The 17,741-nt window shown below is 42.7% G+C and carries 18 protein-coding genes; 12 read left to right on the top strand and 6 right to left on the bottom strand.

The genetic code is table 11. The features are described 5' to 3' along the window. Positions 1–111: 111 nt before the first annotated feature. Together MHI14_RS14825 and MHI14_RS14820 are read left to right on the top strand one after the other, a co-directional pair. Positions 112–1,188: an NAD(P)H-dependent flavin oxidoreductase gene (locus MHI14_RS14825; protein ID WP_445670368.1), complete on the top strand. Its 1,077-nt coding sequence runs from the start codon at positions 112–114 to the stop codon at positions 1,186–1,188. 92 nt (positions 1,189–1,280) lie between these two features. Further along, positions 1,281–2,132: an alpha/beta fold hydrolase gene (locus MHI14_RS14820; protein ID WP_341130638.1), complete on the top strand. Its 852-nt coding sequence runs from the start codon at positions 1,281–1,283 to the stop codon at positions 2,130–2,132. Positions 2,133–2,337: 205 nt separating this feature from the next. Here MHI14_RS14820 and MHI14_RS14815 read toward each other — a convergent pair whose 3' ends face one another. Then, positions 2,338–3,894, bottom strand: coding sequence for a glycine betaine uptake BCCT transporter (locus tag MHI14_RS14815; RefSeq protein ID WP_249913568.1), 1,557 nt, complete (start codon positions 3,892–3,894; stop codon positions 2,338–2,340). 451 nt (positions 3,895–4,345) lie between these two features. Between MHI14_RS14815 and MHI14_RS14810 the strand changes: the two genes are divergently transcribed. The 5 genes from MHI14_RS14810 (at position 4,346) to MHI14_RS14790 (ending at position 7,665) form a co-directional block, all read left to right on the top strand. Then, positions 4,346–4,501 carry a hypothetical protein gene (locus MHI14_RS14810; RefSeq protein WP_341130637.1) on the top strand — a complete coding sequence of 52 codons (156 nt, stop codon included), beginning with the start codon at positions 4,346–4,348 and terminating at the stop codon, positions 4,499–4,501. Then, positions 4,461–4,814 (top strand): ATP-binding cassette domain-containing protein, encoded by a 354-nt coding sequence (locus MHI14_RS14805; protein WP_341130636.1) that lies wholly within the window; start codon positions 4,461–4,463, stop codon positions 4,812–4,814. Before MHI14_RS14810 ends, MHI14_RS14805 begins: the two co-directional genes overlap by 41 nt. Beyond that, entirely contained in the window at positions 4,814–5,206 is a 393-nt protein-coding gene (locus MHI14_RS14800) for a hypothetical protein (RefSeq protein WP_341130635.1), read from the top strand. The genes MHI14_RS14805 and MHI14_RS14800 overlap by 1 nt, the downstream gene beginning before the upstream one ends. Continuing rightward, positions 5,190–6,818, top strand: a complete 1,629-nt coding sequence (locus MHI14_RS14795; protein WP_091029928.1) for a hypothetical protein — start codon at positions 5,190–5,192, stop codon at positions 6,816–6,818. Before MHI14_RS14800 ends, MHI14_RS14795 begins: the two co-directional genes overlap by 17 nt. 85 nt (positions 6,819–6,903) lie before the next feature. Next, positions 6,904–7,665: a pentapeptide repeat-containing protein gene (locus tag MHI14_RS14790; RefSeq protein ID WP_341130634.1), complete on the top strand. Its 762-nt coding sequence runs from the start codon at positions 6,904–6,906 to the stop codon at positions 7,663–7,665. A 110-nt stretch (positions 7,666–7,775) separates the two neighbouring features. On the opposite strand, the gene MHI14_RS14785 is transcribed toward MHI14_RS14790, so the two are convergent. After that, positions 7,776–9,344 carry an FAD-dependent monooxygenase gene (locus MHI14_RS14785; RefSeq protein ID WP_091029923.1) on the bottom strand — a complete coding sequence of 523 codons (1,569 nt, stop codon included), beginning with the start codon at positions 9,342–9,344 and terminating at the stop codon, positions 7,776–7,778. Between the two features lie 130 nt (positions 9,345–9,474). Here MHI14_RS14785 and MHI14_RS14780 point away from each other — a divergent pair, with 130 nt between their 5' ends. After that, entirely contained in the window at positions 9,475–10,110 is a 636-nt protein-coding gene (locus tag MHI14_RS14780) for a TetR/AcrR family transcriptional regulator (RefSeq protein WP_341130633.1), read from the top strand. A 148-nt stretch (positions 10,111–10,258) separates the two neighbouring features. Here MHI14_RS14780 and MHI14_RS14775 read toward each other — a convergent pair whose 3' ends face one another. Next, entirely contained in the window at positions 10,259–10,516 is a 258-nt protein-coding gene (locus tag MHI14_RS14775) for a GlsB/YeaQ/YmgE family stress response membrane protein (RefSeq protein WP_024630063.1), read from the bottom strand. Between the two features lie 157 nt (positions 10,517–10,673). Here MHI14_RS14775 and MHI14_RS14770 point away from each other — a divergent pair, with 157 nt between their 5' ends. From MHI14_RS14770 to MHI14_RS14760, 3 genes are all read left to right on the top strand, one after another. Next, positions 10,674–11,381, top strand: a complete 708-nt coding sequence (locus tag MHI14_RS14770) for a response regulator transcription factor (RefSeq protein ID WP_133384964.1) — start codon at positions 10,674–10,676, stop codon at positions 11,379–11,381. Positions 11,382–11,422: 41 nt separating this feature from the next. Beyond that, complete coding sequence (locus MHI14_RS14765) at positions 11,423–12,805, top strand: sensor histidine kinase (protein WP_091029914.1); 1,383 nt, start codon at positions 11,423–11,425, stop codon at positions 12,803–12,805. A 128-nt stretch (positions 12,806–12,933) separates the two neighbouring features. After that, positions 12,934–13,635, top strand: coding sequence for a hypothetical protein (locus MHI14_RS14760; RefSeq protein ID WP_341130632.1), 702 nt, complete (start codon positions 12,934–12,936; stop codon positions 13,633–13,635). A gap of 123 nt (positions 13,636–13,758) precedes the next feature. Here the strand turns inward: MHI14_RS14760 and MHI14_RS14755 are convergent, their stop codons facing one another. Genes MHI14_RS14755 through MHI14_RS14745 form a run of 3 tightly spaced genes read right to left on the bottom strand, consistent with a single transcriptional unit; the run spans position 13,759 to position 16,688 of the window. Further along, positions 13,759–15,066, bottom strand: coding sequence for a sensor histidine kinase (locus MHI14_RS14755; RefSeq protein WP_341130631.1), 1,308 nt, complete (start codon positions 15,064–15,066; stop codon positions 13,759–13,761). After that, entirely contained in the window at positions 15,041–15,739 is a 699-nt protein-coding gene (locus tag MHI14_RS14750) for a response regulator transcription factor (RefSeq protein WP_091029908.1), read from the bottom strand. The genes MHI14_RS14755 and MHI14_RS14750 overlap by 26 nt, the downstream gene beginning before the upstream one ends. Then, on the bottom strand, positions 15,726–16,688 hold the full coding sequence (locus MHI14_RS14745; RefSeq protein WP_339309594.1) for a phosphatidylinositol-specific phospholipase C/glycerophosphodiester phosphodiesterase family protein: 963 nt from the start codon (positions 16,686–16,688) through the stop codon (positions 15,726–15,728). Before MHI14_RS14745 ends, MHI14_RS14750 begins: the two co-directional genes overlap by 14 nt. A gap of 341 nt (positions 16,689–17,029) precedes the next feature. On the opposite strand from MHI14_RS14745, the gene MHI14_RS14740 reads away from it, so the two are divergent. Beyond that, complete coding sequence (locus MHI14_RS14740) at positions 17,030–17,458, top strand: nuclear transport factor 2 family protein (RefSeq protein WP_341130630.1); 429 nt, start codon at positions 17,030–17,032, stop codon at positions 17,456–17,458. Positions 17,459–17,741 lie beyond the last annotated feature (283 nt).

The raw sequence follows: 17,741 nt of genomic DNA, 5'->3' as shown, positions 1-17,741 counted from the left end.
TTAAAGTATCTGAAATCAAGATAGATAAGATCATGTTTTCGAATTATACATGATGGAAAGAACGGATGTAAACTAAACAATGAAGCAAGATAAATAAAGGAGGGAATAGCCATTTCTATACAACTAACCAACAAATTGTGTGAACTTTTAGATATTCGTTATCCCATTGTACTTGCAGGTATGGCCGGGATTCCTCATATGGTTCAGCTTGTGTCCGCAGTTTCTAATGCAGGCGGTCTTGGGACCTTGGGAGCTGCTTACATGACACCTGAAGAAATAAAGGATGCTATACAAGCCATTAGGAAGCGAACTGATGCCCCTTTTGCCGTGAATATTTTTTCTAACGTAGGTCCAGATAATTATGAAAACTTTGATGCGGTTAACAAAGAATTGAACATCATTCGTGAATCATTAGGGATACTATCTCCTGATAAACAAGAGATATGGACACCTGATCGCTTTGATGAACAATTTCATGTTCTATTAGAGGAAAGGATCCCAGTTATTAGTACAACTTTCGGCCTATTATCTGATTATCAAGTGCAACAAGCCAAATCATTAGGAATCAAGATTATAAATAAAGTAACTACTGTAGATGAGGCGATCCAGGCCGAAAGCCGGGGATGTGACGTTATCGTTGCTCAGGGTAGTGAAGCTGGAGGACATCGCGGGACATTTGATACGTCATCTCGACCCTCCGGAGCGAATATTGGAACAATGGCACTTGTGCCACAGATTGTCGATCACGTAGAGACTCCGGTTCTTGCTGCTGGTGGAATTATGGATGGTAGGGGTCTCGTAGCCTCACTTGCTTTAGGCGCACAAGGTGTACAAATGGGAACAAGATTCCTAACGTCGACAGAGTCGGGCGCACATCCAGTCTATAAACGTGCATTACTTGAAAGTACTGAGGAAAGTACAGTGATCACAAACGCATTTTCGGGAAGACCAGCACGAGGAATTCATAATACGTTTATACAACACTGGGAAACGAGTCGGATTGAGCCCCTTCGGTTTCCTACACAGAATACTTTAACACGAGAAATTAGAAATGTTTCTGCTCGTCAGAATAATGCTGAATATATGGCACTTTGGGCAGGACAAGGAACAAGAATGCTTACAGCTGATCAAGCAGCAGGCGATATTATTAACCAAATAGTTACAGATGCTAGAAAAATCTTGATTTAATACACTAATTTCATGAGCACCGTCCGTATCAAACAGTTTTTGAATAAAAAATTATAAGATATTTTTTTAGAAATAGGAGATGATTACTACACGTGACAACTTACCATATAGTGGATGTAGATGGGATTGAAATCTTTTATCGTCAATCGGGATCAGCAGACAAACCGGTACTTATTTTACTACATGGTTTTCCAAGCGCGAGTCATATGTTTAGGGAACTAATTCCTGTATTAGAAGAGCACTTTCATTTAATTGCTCCGGATTACCCAGGGTTTGGAAACTCATCATCACCTGAACGTACTGATTTTGAATATACATTTGATAATATCACGAATATCATCGAACGTTTTATCGCTAAGCTGAACCTTACTAAGTACGCATTATTTGTTTTTGACTACGGAGCACCCATTGGTTTCCGGATTGCAATGCGTAATCCAGAACATATTACAGCGATCATAAGTCAAAATGGTAACGTGTACCGTGAGGGCTTGGGGACAAAGTGGGCTGCGAGAGAAGAGTATTGGCAGAATCCAACATTGGAGAAGAGAGACAGTTATCGAACAGCCTTTGCACAAGATACCATTAAACATCAATATGTGGACGGAACGAAAAATAATTTGGTTTCTCCCGATGGCTACACTCTAGATCGTGCTTATATGAATCGACCAGGAAACGCTGAAAAGCAATTGGATTTAATATACGATTACCAAACAAATGTGAGAATGTATCCACTGTTTCAGCAATATCTTCAGCAATATCAACCTCCTTTATTAGCTGTTTGGGGGAGAAATGATGTATCTTTTATACCTGCAGGTGCTGAGGCTTTTAAAAGGGATCTTCCCAATGCAGAGATTCACTTATTGGATACGGGTCATTTTGCATTAGAAACACACGCTAAGGAAATAGGAAAAATGATGGTTCAATTCCTTAAAAAACATAATTAATAACTGGGTATTGAACAGCGAATTAAACTAACGTGAAACAATAACTGAATAAACGACAAAAATGAAGCTGCCTGTATTGGACCGGCAGCTTCATTACGTTAAAAGGCAGGTTAGTTCAAAAACATGAAAGCTGCAAACTACATAATCAGCTTTTGTGCATAAAGATGTCATATTACAGAAGTATTTCTATAGAGAAAAGTATACATTACCTGCCAGAAATTTCATTCAGCGAGATTTCTTGTTCCTCCAGCAGTCGTTTCAGCTTTTGGCGCTGTCGTTTTTCCTTCTGACGGCGCTCTTTGTCCTCAGCCTTTAGAGCCTTGAGCAGGGAGAAACACATACCGATAAGGACAATAGCGAACGGCAATGCGGTTACAATGGATGCCGTCTGGAGGCCAGTTAACCCCCCGCTGATTAGCAGTACTACCGCGATGGCGGACTGCATGATCCCCCAGGTTAATTTCACTCTTGTACTCGGGTCCAACTTGCCATCTGAAGTGAGCATGCCCAGTACAAAGGTAGCTGAATCAGCTGACGTAATAAAGAAGATCATGATCAGGATTGTGGCGATGAATGCCACGATTGTGCCCAAAGGCAGCTGCTCCAGCATAAGGAATAAAGCGGTTGTCGTATCTTCCATGACGGCCTCCGCCAGATGAGCGGCATTGAACAATTCCATGTGAAGTCCTGTTCCGCCGAAGACGGAGAACCAGATAAAACCGAAAAGACTTGGAATAACCATGACGTAAATTACAAATTCCTTTATGGTTCTTCCTCTGGATACCCTTGCGATAAAAGTGCCGACAAAAGGAGCCCATGAGATCCACCATGCCCAGTAAAATAACGTCCATGCTCCAATCCAGGTTTCTCTTGAGAACGGCGTCAGTCTCAAACTCATGTTAATAATATTCTGCATGTAACTGCCCAAGGTTGTTGTGAATGTGTCAAATATAAAAGAAGTTGGTCCAGTCACCAATACAAACAACATCAATAGCACAGCTATAACGAGGTTGACGTTGCTCAGAATCTTAATACCTTTATCCAGGCCGGAGGTTGCCGAGATTAAAAACAGTACGGTTACAACTGTGATAATGACAACCTGAGTCAAAGTCGAGTTAGGAATACCGAATAAGTGATTCAGACCTCCGCCGATCTGAAGTGCACCCAATCCAAGCGAGGTCGCAACACCAAAGATGGTGGAAATGACCGCCAGAATATCAATGACCTTACCAAGCCAGCCTGAAGCAAGACGCTCACCTATCAGAGGAATAAAGGTGGAACTGATCAGCCCTTTGTATCCTTTCCGGAACTGGAAGTAAGCAAGCGCTAGGCCGATGACGGTATAGATAGCCCAAGGATGCAGCCCCCAGTGGAAAAAGGAATAACGCATTGAAAGTATGGCTGCTTGCGTTGTTTCGGGTACCGCCCCCTCAGGGGCAGATAAATAGTGGGACAGCGGTTCAGCAACTCCCCAGAAAACCAGCCCTATGCCCATACCAGCGCTAAACAGCATGGACAGCCAGGAAACCGTAGAATACTCCGGCTCATCATCGTCATCCCCAAGCCTAATACCGCCAAATCGGCTGAACGCCAGATAGAAAGCAAAGATCAGGAAGAACAGTGTCGCTAGCAAATAAAACCAGCCAAAATTCTGAATAGAGAAGTTGTAGGCAACATTAGCCACATCCGCCAGCTGATCAGGAGCGACGGCTCCCCATATTGCAAACAGTGCAACGATGATAATTGTGATTGTAAATACCATGATGAGACCTCCGTTATGTAAGCTTCAGCCAACTATGTCTTAGTATGTGCTAGTCCGACCTGTAATATTTCGGAAAGCTAGCTGTTGATAAATTAAAACAAACCGCCATGTAATGAAACACCCGTCGGTTTATTCGTTCCCTTTTTTAGTGGGGAATTAGCGACAAAGATTCAAGATTTATTAGGATATTTGTATTAATCCGGAATCTGAGCATAATTATCTATGTAAAGAACGAATTCCTATGGAAAGTCGCTATTATAGCGGCTTTTTTGTTGTATCAAATAGACTTTTATATGTAAATACAAGGAATTATAACGTTCAAAATAGAATACCAGTTTAGAGTGATTGTCTATTTCCAAGATCAGTTATATTGGTCAAGTGAGACGATTCACCTATTAAAGGGATATTAATTCTTATCCTTTTATCAAAAAAATTGAAGGGATTGATACGGATGAAAACTAAACAATTATTAGATATGAATAAAAACGTGAAAAATGGCATGCATGTAACTATTGAATTCTCAGTTAAACAAAAAACGAAATGGTTTGAAAGCGAGGAACAAATAAATGGAATTGGTGTTGCAAAATGTAGAGAAGAGTTTTGGTGAAAAAAAAGTATTAGCCAATTTAAGTTTTCAATTTGAAAAGGGAAAAATCTATGGTCTTCTTGGGCGCAATGGCGCCGGAAAAACAACGTTATTCAATTGTTTAGGTGGCGAGATCCAAGTAGATGGCGGCAAAATGAAACTCGTCAACGGATCAAAATCGCGTGACTTGGAAATGGGTGATGTAGGATACGTTTATTCACTGCCACTGTTACCAGAATTTCTGACAGGATATGAATTTGTACGTTTTTTCATCGATGTTAACGTAGATGTAATTGAAGAACGAGGTAACAATATTGATGCTCTCTTGATATGATGCACATTGCGCAGGATGACCGACATAAGCTCATTAAACATTACTCGCATGGAATGAAAAATAAAGTTCAAATGTTGTTATTTTTACTCATAAAACCTGCAGTGATTCTGTTGGACGAACCTTTAACTTCCTTTGATGTTATCGTTGCGAGTGAGATGAAACAATTGTTGCGTGATTTAAAAAAAGATCATATCCTAATTTTCTCGACCCATATATTGCAATTGGCCACGGATCTGTGTGATGAGTTAATTATTTTAAATCACGGGAGTTTAACACAGATTTCACCCGAAATTCTTACTCAGCCCGACTTTGAAGAGCAGGTAATTGAATTATTACGGAATGAAAGCCAAAATGGAAGTACGAAGGAGAACGCCTATGACGGGAATCTTTAGTACAATTTCTCGCATGTGGCAGTTACAGATGATTACGCTGGTCAACCGTTTAATCTATTTCACGCAAAAGTTACCGTTTGCAGGCAATTTAATCAGTGCACAAACTTATGCTGCTTTTCGGACTAAACGTACCATCGGTGCAATTGCGGTTATTTTATTATTTGTCGCTGGTTTATTGGAAAGCTTATTATATTTCGGGGGAATGTTTGCATTGCCCATGCTCTTATGGACGGAAAATGTTAATCGTACGGAGCATTTTAACCTTCTTCTTCACATGTATTTTTGCATAAGTGGTGTAATGGCTGGGGTAACGAGTACAAAAGTGTTGGAATCAAACAAAATGAAGTATACATCTATCCGACTTATGCGGATAAACCCAACCAAATATATGCGAGCTACGCTATTTTATCGGTATACGACATTTTTCATCTATCAAGGGATTGCTATGACTCTGGTTGCGGTACTTTTTAAATTTTCAATTCCTCATGCATTGCTGATTGTGGGAATGATGACTTTTTGGCGATTGATATGTGAATTTTTACATTTGGCATTATTTAAATGGAAGGGGATTGTTCTTGTACAGAAAACATGGGCTACGAGTTTGAGCATGTTGCTGGCACTTACTTTTGCATACCTTCCCTTCACAAAACTAAACCTTCCTCTATTTGGGTCTGTGATATTGGATCAACCATGGCTTATGACACTGATATCGTTGTCCGGGGTTATGTGTGGTTATGTTTTACTAAAATATACAGATTTCACATCTGCAGTGTGCGCAGTAACAAACCATGCCGATCCATTGTTAAATCCAGAAATACGGATTGCTGATCTTCAACAGAGAATGGTTCAGTCAAAGGATCATGATCTTGCCAGGCCTTCCTCATCTAACCTTCATGTCAACGAGCAGAGCGCATTTGAAAAAAAGGGATACGAACAATTACACGAAATTTTTGTTACCAGGCATACCACTCTCCTCCGTGCACCGTTCCACAGACGTTTATTGGCTATTATGATCATGGGCATACTCCTACCTTTGTTGGTACTCATTTTCAAAGATCATCTTTCACTAAATTCAATTGATAGATTCTCACCTTTTATCATTATGGTCATGCTAAATCTGACAGTAGGTAGCCAGATTTGTAAGGCTCTATTTTGCCATTGTGATAAGCCGCTGATGCGCTATCCATTTTATCGCCAGCATGCAAAGAAGCATTTTCTGTTAAGATTTAGAAGTATATTAAGCATAAATCTAAAGTTAGGTTCTTGTTTAGCAGCTGTGCTAAGTGTATCTATACTTGTATTAACTGGAGGAGAGGATATAAGTTTGCTACTTCCTATCTGGGTTATAACCATTGCACTTGCTGTATTTTTCTCAATACATCATCTGTTGTTATACTATGTAATTCAACCCTACACAACGGAGTTTGAAACCAATAGTCCTCTTTTCTCATTCGTAAACGGCCTTATTTCATTGAGTTTTATTGTGGCGATGTTTCTAGGTCCTACACTATGGGGATTAACCGCTGTTATCATGGTGTTGACTTTAGCCTATCTATCCAGTGCTGTCCTTCTCGTAACCAAATATGCTCAAAACCATTTTAGAGTGAAATGAGAAGTAGATTCCAAAGAGAATTCAACTCCAACATAAGGTTATTATAAATTGAAAAAGATTCTGAAGAAATGATAGGGTGATAGGGATGAGAAGACTTGAGTCTGGTATGTCAGTAAACAACGAATTATTTTCTGATATTGTCAGGTATGAACACGAAACGATAAGTGGAACGACCATAATCAACTCAAATGTTGGTTCACCCATATTTTGGAGCTGTGACCTGCAGCATCTTATATTTGATACCTGCGATCTTACAAATGTGAGATTTTTTGCCGGTAGTACAATTGATCGTTGTACATTTATTCGTTCCGACTTGCGCTCTGTTGGTATTGCCAGAGACGAGGCTGTTTTCACCAATTGCGAATTTTCCTCCTGTGATATGAGAGGGATGACATTGGAGAACGCTACGTTTATCGACTGTACTTTTGTTAAATGTAGATTCAATGACCGGATTTTACGAGCGGCGAATATCGTCAATTGTTCCTTTACCGGCAAGCTAGTGGATATTACGTTTGAGGGAAATGGCAAACAAAAGCTAATCGCCAATTTTGAAAACTGCATCCTTGACGGTGTTCGTTTTGTAAGCTGTGACCTGACGCAATGTATTCCGCCAAAATCCAAAAACCATGTGTATGTTGAACAGGTATCCGCTCGTGTGAAAAATGCTCTGACGAAGATAGACGATGACCCTAATCTATCTGATGATGATCGGAAAGTACTGGTACGCAGTCTGCGCAGGCTTGAGCCTATGGAACAATATATTTTTAACACAGCGCATATGAAGAAAATATACGGTGATGTTTTTGTTGAACGATTTTTCAGTAGTCTGGATTGTAACATTGCGTAGATTTAAAAAATGGATTGAAGTAAAAGGAGAGGGGCCGCTTTTGGTGACAAAAGTTGCCCTTCTTTGATTTCCTCTTGAATTTATCTTATTTCCCGCTGACCTTGTCCAAATCAGTTCGCCCGATAAATGGAATTCAAGTAATTCGAAATCGATGAAGTATCATCAATGGAGGTACGCATTGCAATGTATCCGTCGGGACGAATCAATACAAGTTCTTTACTTGTTACATCGTAAATTCGATAGGCATTACCTGCTGTATCTATTAAACCTTCCGCCGCCCCCTCCACGTTGGATGGCAGGATATAATGTATATGGAGTTCGTTGTTGGTGAAGTTCTTCAGCGAAGGATGGATGCTGTTTGCAAAAGCCAAAAGCGTCCAGTGTGGGCCTCGCAATAGGTCAAAGAGACTTCCTGCAAATCCGGTGCCTTGCAAGCCCGTAGCATTAGGAGCACGATCCCCAGGAAATGAACGGGTAGCATTGGTTCGAGCAGAACGACGGGTAAGCGAACTTGAGCGATAGGAAATGAGAAGCCCACTCGTTAGATCGTCGGATATGGTGCTCAAGGATTGGGACAATCCTCCGCCTTCAGTCGCCGTTCCTATGACCACTCCCATCTTCTTCGTGCTGTCCTCAAGCACGGCTTGAGCCACTGGGCGGCGCTCCTCATCGTACGTGTCGAGTAAGGAGGTGTCCGCTCCCCGTATCACAGCCGCCAGCTTCCAGCCGAGATTGTACGCGTCCTGCATCCCCGTATTCATGCCTTGACCACCGGCCGGCGAATGAACATGAGCAGCATCGCCGGCAAGGAAGACCCGGCCGTTGCGGTAACATTCAACCATACGAACGTTGACCCGGTAGATGGACAGCCAGGAAGCATCCGTCAGCCGAACACGTCCGGCCCCGGCGCGGCGGTCAAACATGGCTTGATACGCCTCTAACGACGGTTTCTCTGGTTCTTCGATCTCTTGCGGAATTGTAGCCTGCAGTTGCCAAATATCGGATTTTGGCAGCGGGGTCACCCCAACCATCCCCTCCGAAGATGTCCAGATATGGATATGGTCACGATCTAACCCTTCCAATCGTACATCGCCAAGATACCAACGCTCATGATCATGTGTTTCCCCAACCAGCGGTAAGTGAATAAACTTGCGGATATTGCTTTTGCCCCCGTCAGCGCCGACGACATAACGCGCGCGAATTTTCTCTTCTCCTTGTGGTGAATTTACGGTTACCGTTACACCATCCACATCCTGAACAAGCTCTACAGCTTCCATGCCCAACTCAACTTGACCGCCAAGCACTGCATATTGGTCGCGCAAAGCTTTTTCTACATCATATTGAGCAATCCAGACCGGATCACGATAGGGTGTTTCAAGTTCGGGGCTGGCTGCAACGGTAATAGCCGGTTTGTCCACACTCCTTCCATCTGCGGTATAATAACGAACAGGCAAATCCACAACACCTGTGTCAATAATGTAGTGGACGGCCTCCAAATCATCGACGACTTCAAGCGAGCGAGGCTGGATGCCTTTGGCGCGAGAAGCAACGTGATATAAGGAGCTTCGTTCAATAATACGATGGTCGACGTTTCGACGAGCCAGATCACAGGCAAGTGTAAGCCCTGTAGGTCCGGCCCCAACAATGAGAACATCAACAAAAGACGGCTTGGTATTCATGAATAGAATCCTCCTTGATCATTGATTTGATATGCTACATTCGTTATACTACACCGTGCAGTGTAGTTTGTAAACAGAACAGAACTCTAATCAATTTCTGATGGTATACCTATAAGGGGGCAACGTAAGAATGGATCATACGGAAAACAAGAAAATCCGCAAAGGCTCTTCAGACAAAAGAGCTAAAATTATTGCGGCAGCACGAGACCTGTTTCTTTCCGATGGGTTTGATCGATCTAGCGTCGATGCGGTCGCAGCTAAAGCGGGAGTTTCCAAACGGACAGTTTATGATTATTATGGCGACAAACAGAACCTACTGCTTGCCGTTGTTGAAGAATCCAGTTTGGCGGTTCTAGACATGATTGAGCAAGGAATTTCAGATCACCTCTTGGAATTCGAGGATCTGAAACAGGCGCTCATCTTATTTTGCGAACAAATCGTAGCTTCTGCGAACGGTTCGTCCGATTACATGGCTTTGATCCGTCTGGTTATGGTGGAAGCCGCCAATCTGCCAGACTCGTTTTTTGAAAGGCTGGATAACGCAACTGAAGAGGGGATTATCAGGAGGTTTACAGAGTTTGGACATACCGGATTGCTCCATGTGCCCGATCCTGAAATGGCTACAAAGCACTTCGCTGCATTAACGTTTTTATTGGTATTTAATCAACCTAGAAAAACAGAGGCATTGGAAGAGCAACAAATCAAACGTATCATCACTGAAGGCGTACGCGTCTTTCTTTGTGCTTATGCACCTCGTACCGTTTAAAACGAAAATCAACCATCATACGGATTGCGTTTTTGTTCAAAAATAAAAAAAGGACCGTAAATGTTCATCTTCCATCGATGAATGCTTTCGGTCCTTTTATGTTTATCCTGTACTAATGAACGACGGTATCGGTTTCCGCCTCTCTTGGTTAACGTCTTCGGAAGGCTCCGCCGCGTGCCAGAGCGAAGAAGATTAGTAGGGCAATAATCGAGCCAACAATGGCTGGAATAATATGAAATCCGCCAATCACCGGTCCCCTTGGTCCCAGCAATTCCGTTCCTAACCAAGAACCGATAAAACCCGCAATAATGTTCCCAAGTACACCGCCCGGTACGTCCCGTCCAATCAAGTTGCCGCTTAACCAGCCAATAAGTCCACCAACAATGAGTACCCAGAGCAGATCCATGGATTGTTCTCCTTTCTTCGGGTTTATTACAAGTTATGTTGGGCTGAGTGGAATATACCTCACCTTCCAGTTGGTGGAGGAAACTAAAGCGCCTGTGCTAAGATGGGTTAATAATTGATTAAAGCTGGTGAAAACAAGGCTAGATAGGGGTGTACAGTTGAAGAAAATCCTAGTCATTGATGATGAAATCGCAATTCGAGATTTAATTGAGCTGGTGCTAAGGCGAGAAAACTACGATGTGCAGACCGCAGAGGACGGCAAAACGGGCTTGCAGCTGCTTGACTCTTTTCAACCCGATTTAGTCGTACTTGATCTGATGCTGCCAGACTGCTCTGGATATGACTTGTGTAAGGAAATAACCGGAAAGCGTGCCATTCCAGTGATCATGCTCTCTGCCAAAAATGAGGTAATCGACAAGGTGTTGGGACTAGAGCTAGGGGCGGAAGATTACATGACCAAACCCTTTGACAATCGTGAATTGCTCGCTCGGATCAAGGTTATTCTGAGAAGAAACGAGAGCAGGGAGGACACAAGTGAAGGGACAGAAGTGCAATCGACACGTATCATTCATGAAGAGCTGACTTTTGACCTGGAGAGCCGAAGAGTGCTGAAAAACGGTGTACCCGTGTCTTTAACGGCCAAAGAGTTTAAAATTCTGGAAACGTTACTGAAAAGGCCAGAAAAAATCTTTACCCGGGACGAACTGCTGCAGATCGGATGGGGATATGACTTTATGGGAGACAGTCGCAGTGTGGATATGACCATCATGAGATTACGGAAGAAGCTCGAGGATAACGCGGACGAACCGAAGTATGTCAGGACGATCTATGGATTTGGCTATCAACTTGGAGGTGGCGAGGCCTGAAGTATGCAACCCGGTTACTGCTGAATTATTTATTTTTCTCCGTGCTCTCCTTTGGCATCATCATTTTTGCGGTGAATAAAGCCATCGATTACTACAGCTTCATTACCATTGAGAAACAGATGATGGAGAAGGCAGATCTGTCGGAGTTGTCCTTCCGTGAGGTGTTGGCACAGCATAGGTCATCGTCAGGAGAGCCCCAGACGAAGGAAATTGCCAGACTTGCTCTGGAGAAACTGAAAGCTTCAGGCAAGGAAGTACGTATCTATGACAGCTCCAAGCAATTGCTGGGCCTGGCTGTGGATGGCATCATCATTAATGATGGCAAACCGCTTATTTTTGACAAAAATATTGAGAAAGCACTGAGCGGCAGTTATGCCTACACCGTTACGGAAAATCATCTGCTTTATTTTGCGACACCCATTCAGGATCAATTCTACGAGAACGCTTATGTGTATGAGTTCGTGGAGGACATTTCCTACTTTTATGCAATTATGGATCAAATCCGTTATATCCTGTTTGTCGGCGCAGGCGGATTTATTATACTGATTACATTATCCAGTCTGTGGATTGCCCGCAACACAACCAAGCCGATTAAACTGTTGCTTGGCGCTGCGCAAAGTTTCTCTAGACAGGAGTTTCGGAGAGTCCAACTAAACCGGAAGGATGAGCTGGGCATGCTGGCAGATGGGCTGGATTCCATGGGGCGGCAGCTTCATGATTACATTCAGTACCAGAAACAATTTGTCTCCAACGTATCTCACGAGTTAAAAACACCATTGGCAGCCATTCGTGGTTTCTCTCAATACTTGGTTGAAGGGGAGACTGAGAACAAGGAACTGCAAAAAATCTATGCTCATCTGCTGCAGGAATCAGATCGGCTGACGCGCTTGATTAATGAACTGTTGTTGTTATCCCGATTCGACAAAGCTGGTTCCAGCGAACTGGAAGTTGAAAAGACGGAAATGAATGAACTGATTCAGGAAGTCACAATGAATATGGGAGCCAAGGCTAAGGATAAAGGGATCGAGATCAAAGTTAGTAAAGTGGAGGGAGGATCGGCAGATGGAGGTCTGACAAGAGTCTACGCCGAGGTCAATCCAATGTTGATGTCCCATGCAATCGCCAACCTTGTGGACAATGCCATCAAATACTCAGGAAGTCACTCACAGATTAAAGTAGAGATGGAGCATACGCCAAGTGAGGTGGTTATACGTATACGTGATCAAGGGATCGGCATCGCGGGCGATGAGCTGGAGAGAGTGCAGGAACGTTTTTACCGGGCGAAAAATGCAAGCACAGCGAACGGTTCAGGTCTTGGACTTTCCATTTGCAAAGAGATTGTAGAGCGGTTTAATGGATATATCGACATGGAAAGTCAAATTGGGGAAGGTACAACCGTTACGATTGTTTTGCCTCGTGCGTAGACCTGCATCTAAACCCAAGCCTGAATAGGTAACGTTACAAGATTGGTACATTTCTGTTATGAGACTAACAAATGTTTTATTTATAATCACTTCATAAGAACAAATCACACATTTATGGAGGGATCATGATGAAGTTAACAAAGAAAGCTGCAGGTTTTATCGTACTAGGTGCTTTACTAACGGTGGCATTAACGGGCTGTCAGTCCAGTGATGCTACGCCCCCAACAACCGGACAGAACACAACGAATGAACAAAGCAAAGGCGAAGGAGCAACCAATTCTACTGCGCCTGCTTCAGAAAATTCGGAAGAAAAGGGTACTGAAGCGATTAAGGAAGGTTCGATGGAAAAGGAAGGCAATGTGGTGCTGAAGGAGCTTGCTTTTGTCTATAATGAGCACACCATTGCGATTTCGGATACAGCGAATGAAGATCAGATGGAACAGATGCTGGGCAAACCCGATAACCTGAAATCTCATACGTACAGTGCCGACGATGGAACAAACATGGATACGTTAATCGGTTTTACAGAAAAAGTGTACACGTATCCTGGTCTGGAGATTAAAACAATCAGTATACCGGAGGGGAAACAAGACTCCATCTTTCATATTGAAATCACAGACCCCAAGTATGCGACAGTCCGAAACATTAAAGCAGGAGACAGCCTGGATACACTCAAAAACGCCTACCCTGAGGGGAAACTGCTTGGTGATGGAGCTCCAGATGAGGAGGATGACTTCCGTTACGAGCCATCCAATTATGTGGATGTGATGTCGTTTCATATCAAGGATGCCAAGGTGGAGAGCATTCAGATCTACAGCCTTCTGGACTAATATTTAGGAATCGATGTTGGTAAGCCATTCATACGATTCACCTTTAACACCTGAATAACAATGAAAAGTTAACCCTCATACTCCTGAAAAGGAGCATTGAGGGTTAACGTAGTTTTAGGACCTTTAAATTAAGCGCTGCTTGGGCAAATGCATAATAACGTTGAATTGATCACCATGAATTTCGATTTTGATCTCCCCGCCGTGCAGCTCAACGATACTTTTCACAATGGACATCCCTAGGCCGGAGCCTTCTGTCTGGCGAGATTCATCTGCTCTTTTGAACCGTTCGAACAACTCTTCCGCAGCAAAATCAATCTCATAAGCAGCAGTGTTTTGAATTTTGAATAGCACCAGATCATCAGACTCATCCAAATAAATATAGATTCTGGTTCCCGGAAGCGAATATTTCTGCGCGTTGCCAATTAAATTTTCGAATACACGCCAAATTTTATTGCCGTCCAAATGTGCATGGATCGGGAATTTCGCAATCCTCTCCCGAATCACAGGCGACGCTTGTCCCATACTGGTGTTGGACTCGGCAATCGCCTGTGTCAACAATGTCGCGACATCGACGTACTCAATATCCAGCTCTACTGTACCGCTGGCCATCTTTGAGATTTCGAACAGGTCTTCAATCAACAGCTTCATCCGTAGCGCCTTCCGGTCCAGGGTTTCAATATAGGCTCGGGTGGTCTCACTAGACAGATCTTCTTTTTTTAATAAATCAACATAGTTGATAATAGAAGTAAGCGGGGTTTTCAAATCATGTGATACGTTGGTAATCAGCTCTGTTTTTAACCGTTCGCTCTTCATCTGATTCTCCAGCGCGCTTTGATACCCGGCCTTCATATTTTTAATATAGCCAGCAAGCTTGGATAGATCATCCTTGCCGGTATCCTGAATTGTGTTCTGAATGTTCCCTTCGGCAATCTCTTTGCTCCCGTTGATAATGGCGATGAATCTTCTAAGCTTGGAAAGTATATATGGAACCAAGAACAACACGTAGAGCAACAAATAAAGTAGAAGCCACCCCTGTCCGTAATATGTGACTGCCTGCCAAATACAAATGCCGGCTATCGCGGTTAGCAAAAGCATCATGATGAGGCCAAACGTTAGTCTCCAGTTTTGTAAACTGGCTCTAAGACAGGTTCTCCAAATATGAAAGTAATCCATCAGCAGACTGCCATGCCAGAAGGAACGCCTACTATGGGGTGCCTTAAAATAAAAAACCAGTCTGCTTGCCAGCAGGCAAAGAATAATTAAGGCAAGCAGTGTCTGGATGTAACTTGAGGTTGAATAGCTCAGACTCAACCCCGTGTATGAATACCTGTTTATGAGTACGAGGCTCCATAAAATCGCGGCGACAATGATGACAATAAGGTCGATTGGAACCTTCCGATCGGCTTTATTTTTTCTCGATTTTGTATCCAATTCCCCATACCACCTTTAAATATTTTGGGTCTTTGGGATTGATTTCAATTTTTTCACGAATGTTTCTCACATGTACGGCAACCGTATTGTCTGAAGTGAAGATCAGTTCATTCCACACGCGCTCATAAATCTCTTCGATTGAGAAAACCCTACCCTTATTCTCCATCAGCAGCTCCAAAATTTTGTATTCTTTCGGGGTCAATCTGACGTCCTCTCCATCTATCTCAACAGTCTTCGAGCTTTTGTTCAGCACGAGTCCTCTTACTTGAATGAGCTCATCCCCGTTTGACTGGAAGGAACCTAAATTCGTAAACCGGCGCAGCTGAGATCGGACTCTAGCGATCAGCTCAAGAGGATTGAACGGCTTCGTAATATAGTCATCAGCCCCAACGTTGAGTCCCAAAATCTTGTCGTTATCTTCTGACTTGGCGGAAAGCATAATGATCGGTATATTTTTGTTTTCACGAATTTTAAATGTCGTTTTAATTCCATCGAGCTGTGGCATCATGTTGTCCATGATAATAAGATGAATGGTTTCTTGTTCAAGAATTTCCAGCGCCTCCAATCCGTTAGAGGCAGTTAATACATCCACATCTTCGCTTTTCAAATAAATAACGAGCGCTTCTCGAATTTCCGGTTCATCGTCTACAACAAGAATGTTATTTATAGCCATTATTTCTCACCTTCATCACGATATTTCTTATACTTACTAATCCGGAACTCATGTATCCAGAAAATTCAACATGGCCGGGGAGAGCGTCTGCAAGCATCAGCTCCTCTGGTGATTCTTCCTGATCCGTGTAAAATCCATGCACCCCGAACCTGGACAGAATCTGCATAACCGGTCTGCTGTTGACGGTGTGAACATAACTTTTCACCCCAAACTTATGTAGTGTTGGAACTAAATTGGGGTTTAGATACACGCGGTATACAGGCATGGCAACCGCTGTCAGTTGTTTGTCCCTAACGAATTCTACAATACTTTCGGCGGAGGCGCCAGTTTTGTAAAGTGAATATATTTTGTTTGGAAAGGGGTGGATTCCCATAACCGCGTCATACATTTCCGGGCTGAAAATTTCAGGTATAATCCGGTTGAGCAGTGCAGGATCCGTACGTCGAACCTCATTGACTAGATGCGCAAACTGCTGCTGAATTTGCTCTTTGCTGCCTGCTTTCGTATCCACAATTAAGTCAAAATCAGGATATTGCTGCATCAGCTGCAGTATGTCTGGCAGTGTAAGAGGGTGGAATCTTCCCATGATAAGCGACTTTGCAAATTGAATCCTTGTTACGTTTCGTCCGCGATGAGCCGCCAAATCCGGCTGTAGCCTCTGCGACCAATCATGTCTGGCTACAAGCTTCCCGTCCGTCGTCTGCACAAGATCAACCTCGAACAAACGGTACCCTCTATTGTAATTGGTTATAAATGCCTCATAAGAATTGGTGTAACTAGCCCCGTTAACTCCACCAAATGCATGTGCAATAAGCCTATTTTCCTGCCAGTCGCTGGTGCCAGCTGTAGATTCCAGCTGATTCTGACCTGTCCTAACAAGCCCCCAGTTGCACCAGATCATTCCTGCCGTAATGACTATGAGTAAGCTTAACATCATCGTTTTCTTCATTCGTTCTGCTCCTTTGTTATCCCGATGTAAGTCATACTACAGGACTCAAATGAAGAAGGAGTGGTATAAAAACGAAGGAATTTATGAAGTTTGTACATTTCACTACCAAACGAGATTTCTTCTCTGAAGACCTCTCTCCGAACCTGTATGGATTCTTAAAGTTCTCATAAGATAGATACTAGCATTTTCAACCTCTTTTTTATTGTTCGAAAATTTTCGAATTATGTATTGCAGCTATGTGGGAAGTGTGATATATTTCTTTTCAGGCCAAACAGTTCGAAAATATTCGAACTGAAAACTATACTACGTAAGACAGTATAGAAAATACAGGAGGTAATAACATGTCCAATACAGCAACCGCTGGCAATACTACTAACTCTCTGAAAACCGATGCAAACATCACGATGTTAAATAATTATTTTCGCTTGTTTGATGCATCTCGCACTGACGATCGGGCTATGAAGGACTTGTTATCCTTATTTACGGAGGATGTCGAAGTTATTTCGAACGGTAGCAGCCGAACAGGATTCGAAGTAGTTATTAAGACTATTTATGAATACAACAAAGACATTAAACATATGTGGGATGCATGGGTACTTCAGCCCGACGGCAGTTATCGAACTAACTGGGCAGTATGCGGTCAAGCAGTAGATGGCACGGTTTTCACCAAAGAAGGTATAGATATTATGCGTTTAAATGAAGAGGGAAAGATTATGTATATGAAGAACGTGCAGACGACTGAAGATGCTTACAATGAATATAACTCGTAAGATGAATATAGGTGGTTGTTACTTCATAGGCCTCTGGTAAGCAACAATTGCTGATTTGCTACATAGTAACCCATTTTTTTGATCAGTAGGCATAATTTTATCGACTTATATTTTAGATTCACAGCATTTGTGGCCTTCAACCGAACTATCCTAAAACTAAAGAAACCGATGGAACTTTACATTTGTAAATGCCCATCGGTTTTTATTTTATCTCAACAATAAGATACCTTCTTATTCTGGTGAAAATAGGTCAGGCTGGATAACTTGGCTAGGTGTGTAGCGT

This window comes from Paenibacillus sp. FSL K6-2393 (assembly GCF_038002545.1).
Taxonomy (GTDB): Bacteria; Bacillota; Bacilli; order Paenibacillales; family Paenibacillaceae; genus Paenibacillus.
The sequence above is the reverse complement of the archived record's forward strand: the minus strand, read 5'-3'. Positions and strand labels throughout refer to the sequence as shown.

Coding starts and splice junctions, on each gene's coding strand:
- MHI14_RS14815 (WP_249913568.1), bottom strand. CDS start 3,894: ATGGTATTTACAATCACAATTATCATCGTTGCACTGTTTGCAATATGG.
- MHI14_RS14810 (WP_341130637.1), top strand. CDS start 4,346: ATGAAAACTAAACAATTATTAGATATGAATAAAAACGTGAAAAATGGC.
- MHI14_RS14805 (WP_341130636.1), top strand. CDS start 4,461: ATGGAATTGGTGTTGCAAAATGTAGAGAAGAGTTTTGGTGAAAAAAAA.
- MHI14_RS14800 (WP_341130635.1), top strand. CDS start 4,814: ATGCACATTGCGCAGGATGACCGACATAAGCTCATTAAACATTACTCG.
- MHI14_RS14795 (WP_091029928.1), top strand. CDS start 5,190: ATGACGGGAATCTTTAGTACAATTTCTCGCATGTGGCAGTTACAGATG.
- MHI14_RS14790 (WP_341130634.1), top strand. CDS start 6,904: ATGAGAAGACTTGAGTCTGGTATGTCAGTAAACAACGAATTATTTTCT.
- MHI14_RS14785 (WP_091029923.1), bottom strand. CDS start 9,344: ATGAATACCAAGCCGTCTTTTGTTGATGTTCTCATTGTTGGGGCCGGA.
- MHI14_RS14780 (WP_341130633.1), top strand. CDS start 9,475: ATGGATCATACGGAAAACAAGAAAATCCGCAAAGGCTCTTCAGACAAA.
- MHI14_RS14775 (WP_024630063.1), bottom strand. CDS start 10,516: ATGGATCTGCTCTGGGTACTCATTGTTGGTGGACTTATTGGCTGGTTA.
- MHI14_RS14760 (WP_341130632.1), top strand. CDS start 12,934: ATGAAGTTAACAAAGAAAGCTGCAGGTTTTATCGTACTAGGTGCTTTA.
- MHI14_RS14750 (WP_091029908.1), bottom strand. CDS start 15,739: ATGGCTATAAATAACATTCTTGTTGTAGACGATGAACCGGAAATTCGA.
- MHI14_RS14745 (WP_339309594.1), bottom strand. CDS start 16,688: ATGAAGAAAACGATGATGTTAAGCTTACTCATAGTCATTACGGCAGGA.
- MHI14_RS14740 (WP_341130630.1), top strand. CDS start 17,030: ATGTCCAATACAGCAACCGCTGGCAATACTACTAACTCTCTGAAAACC.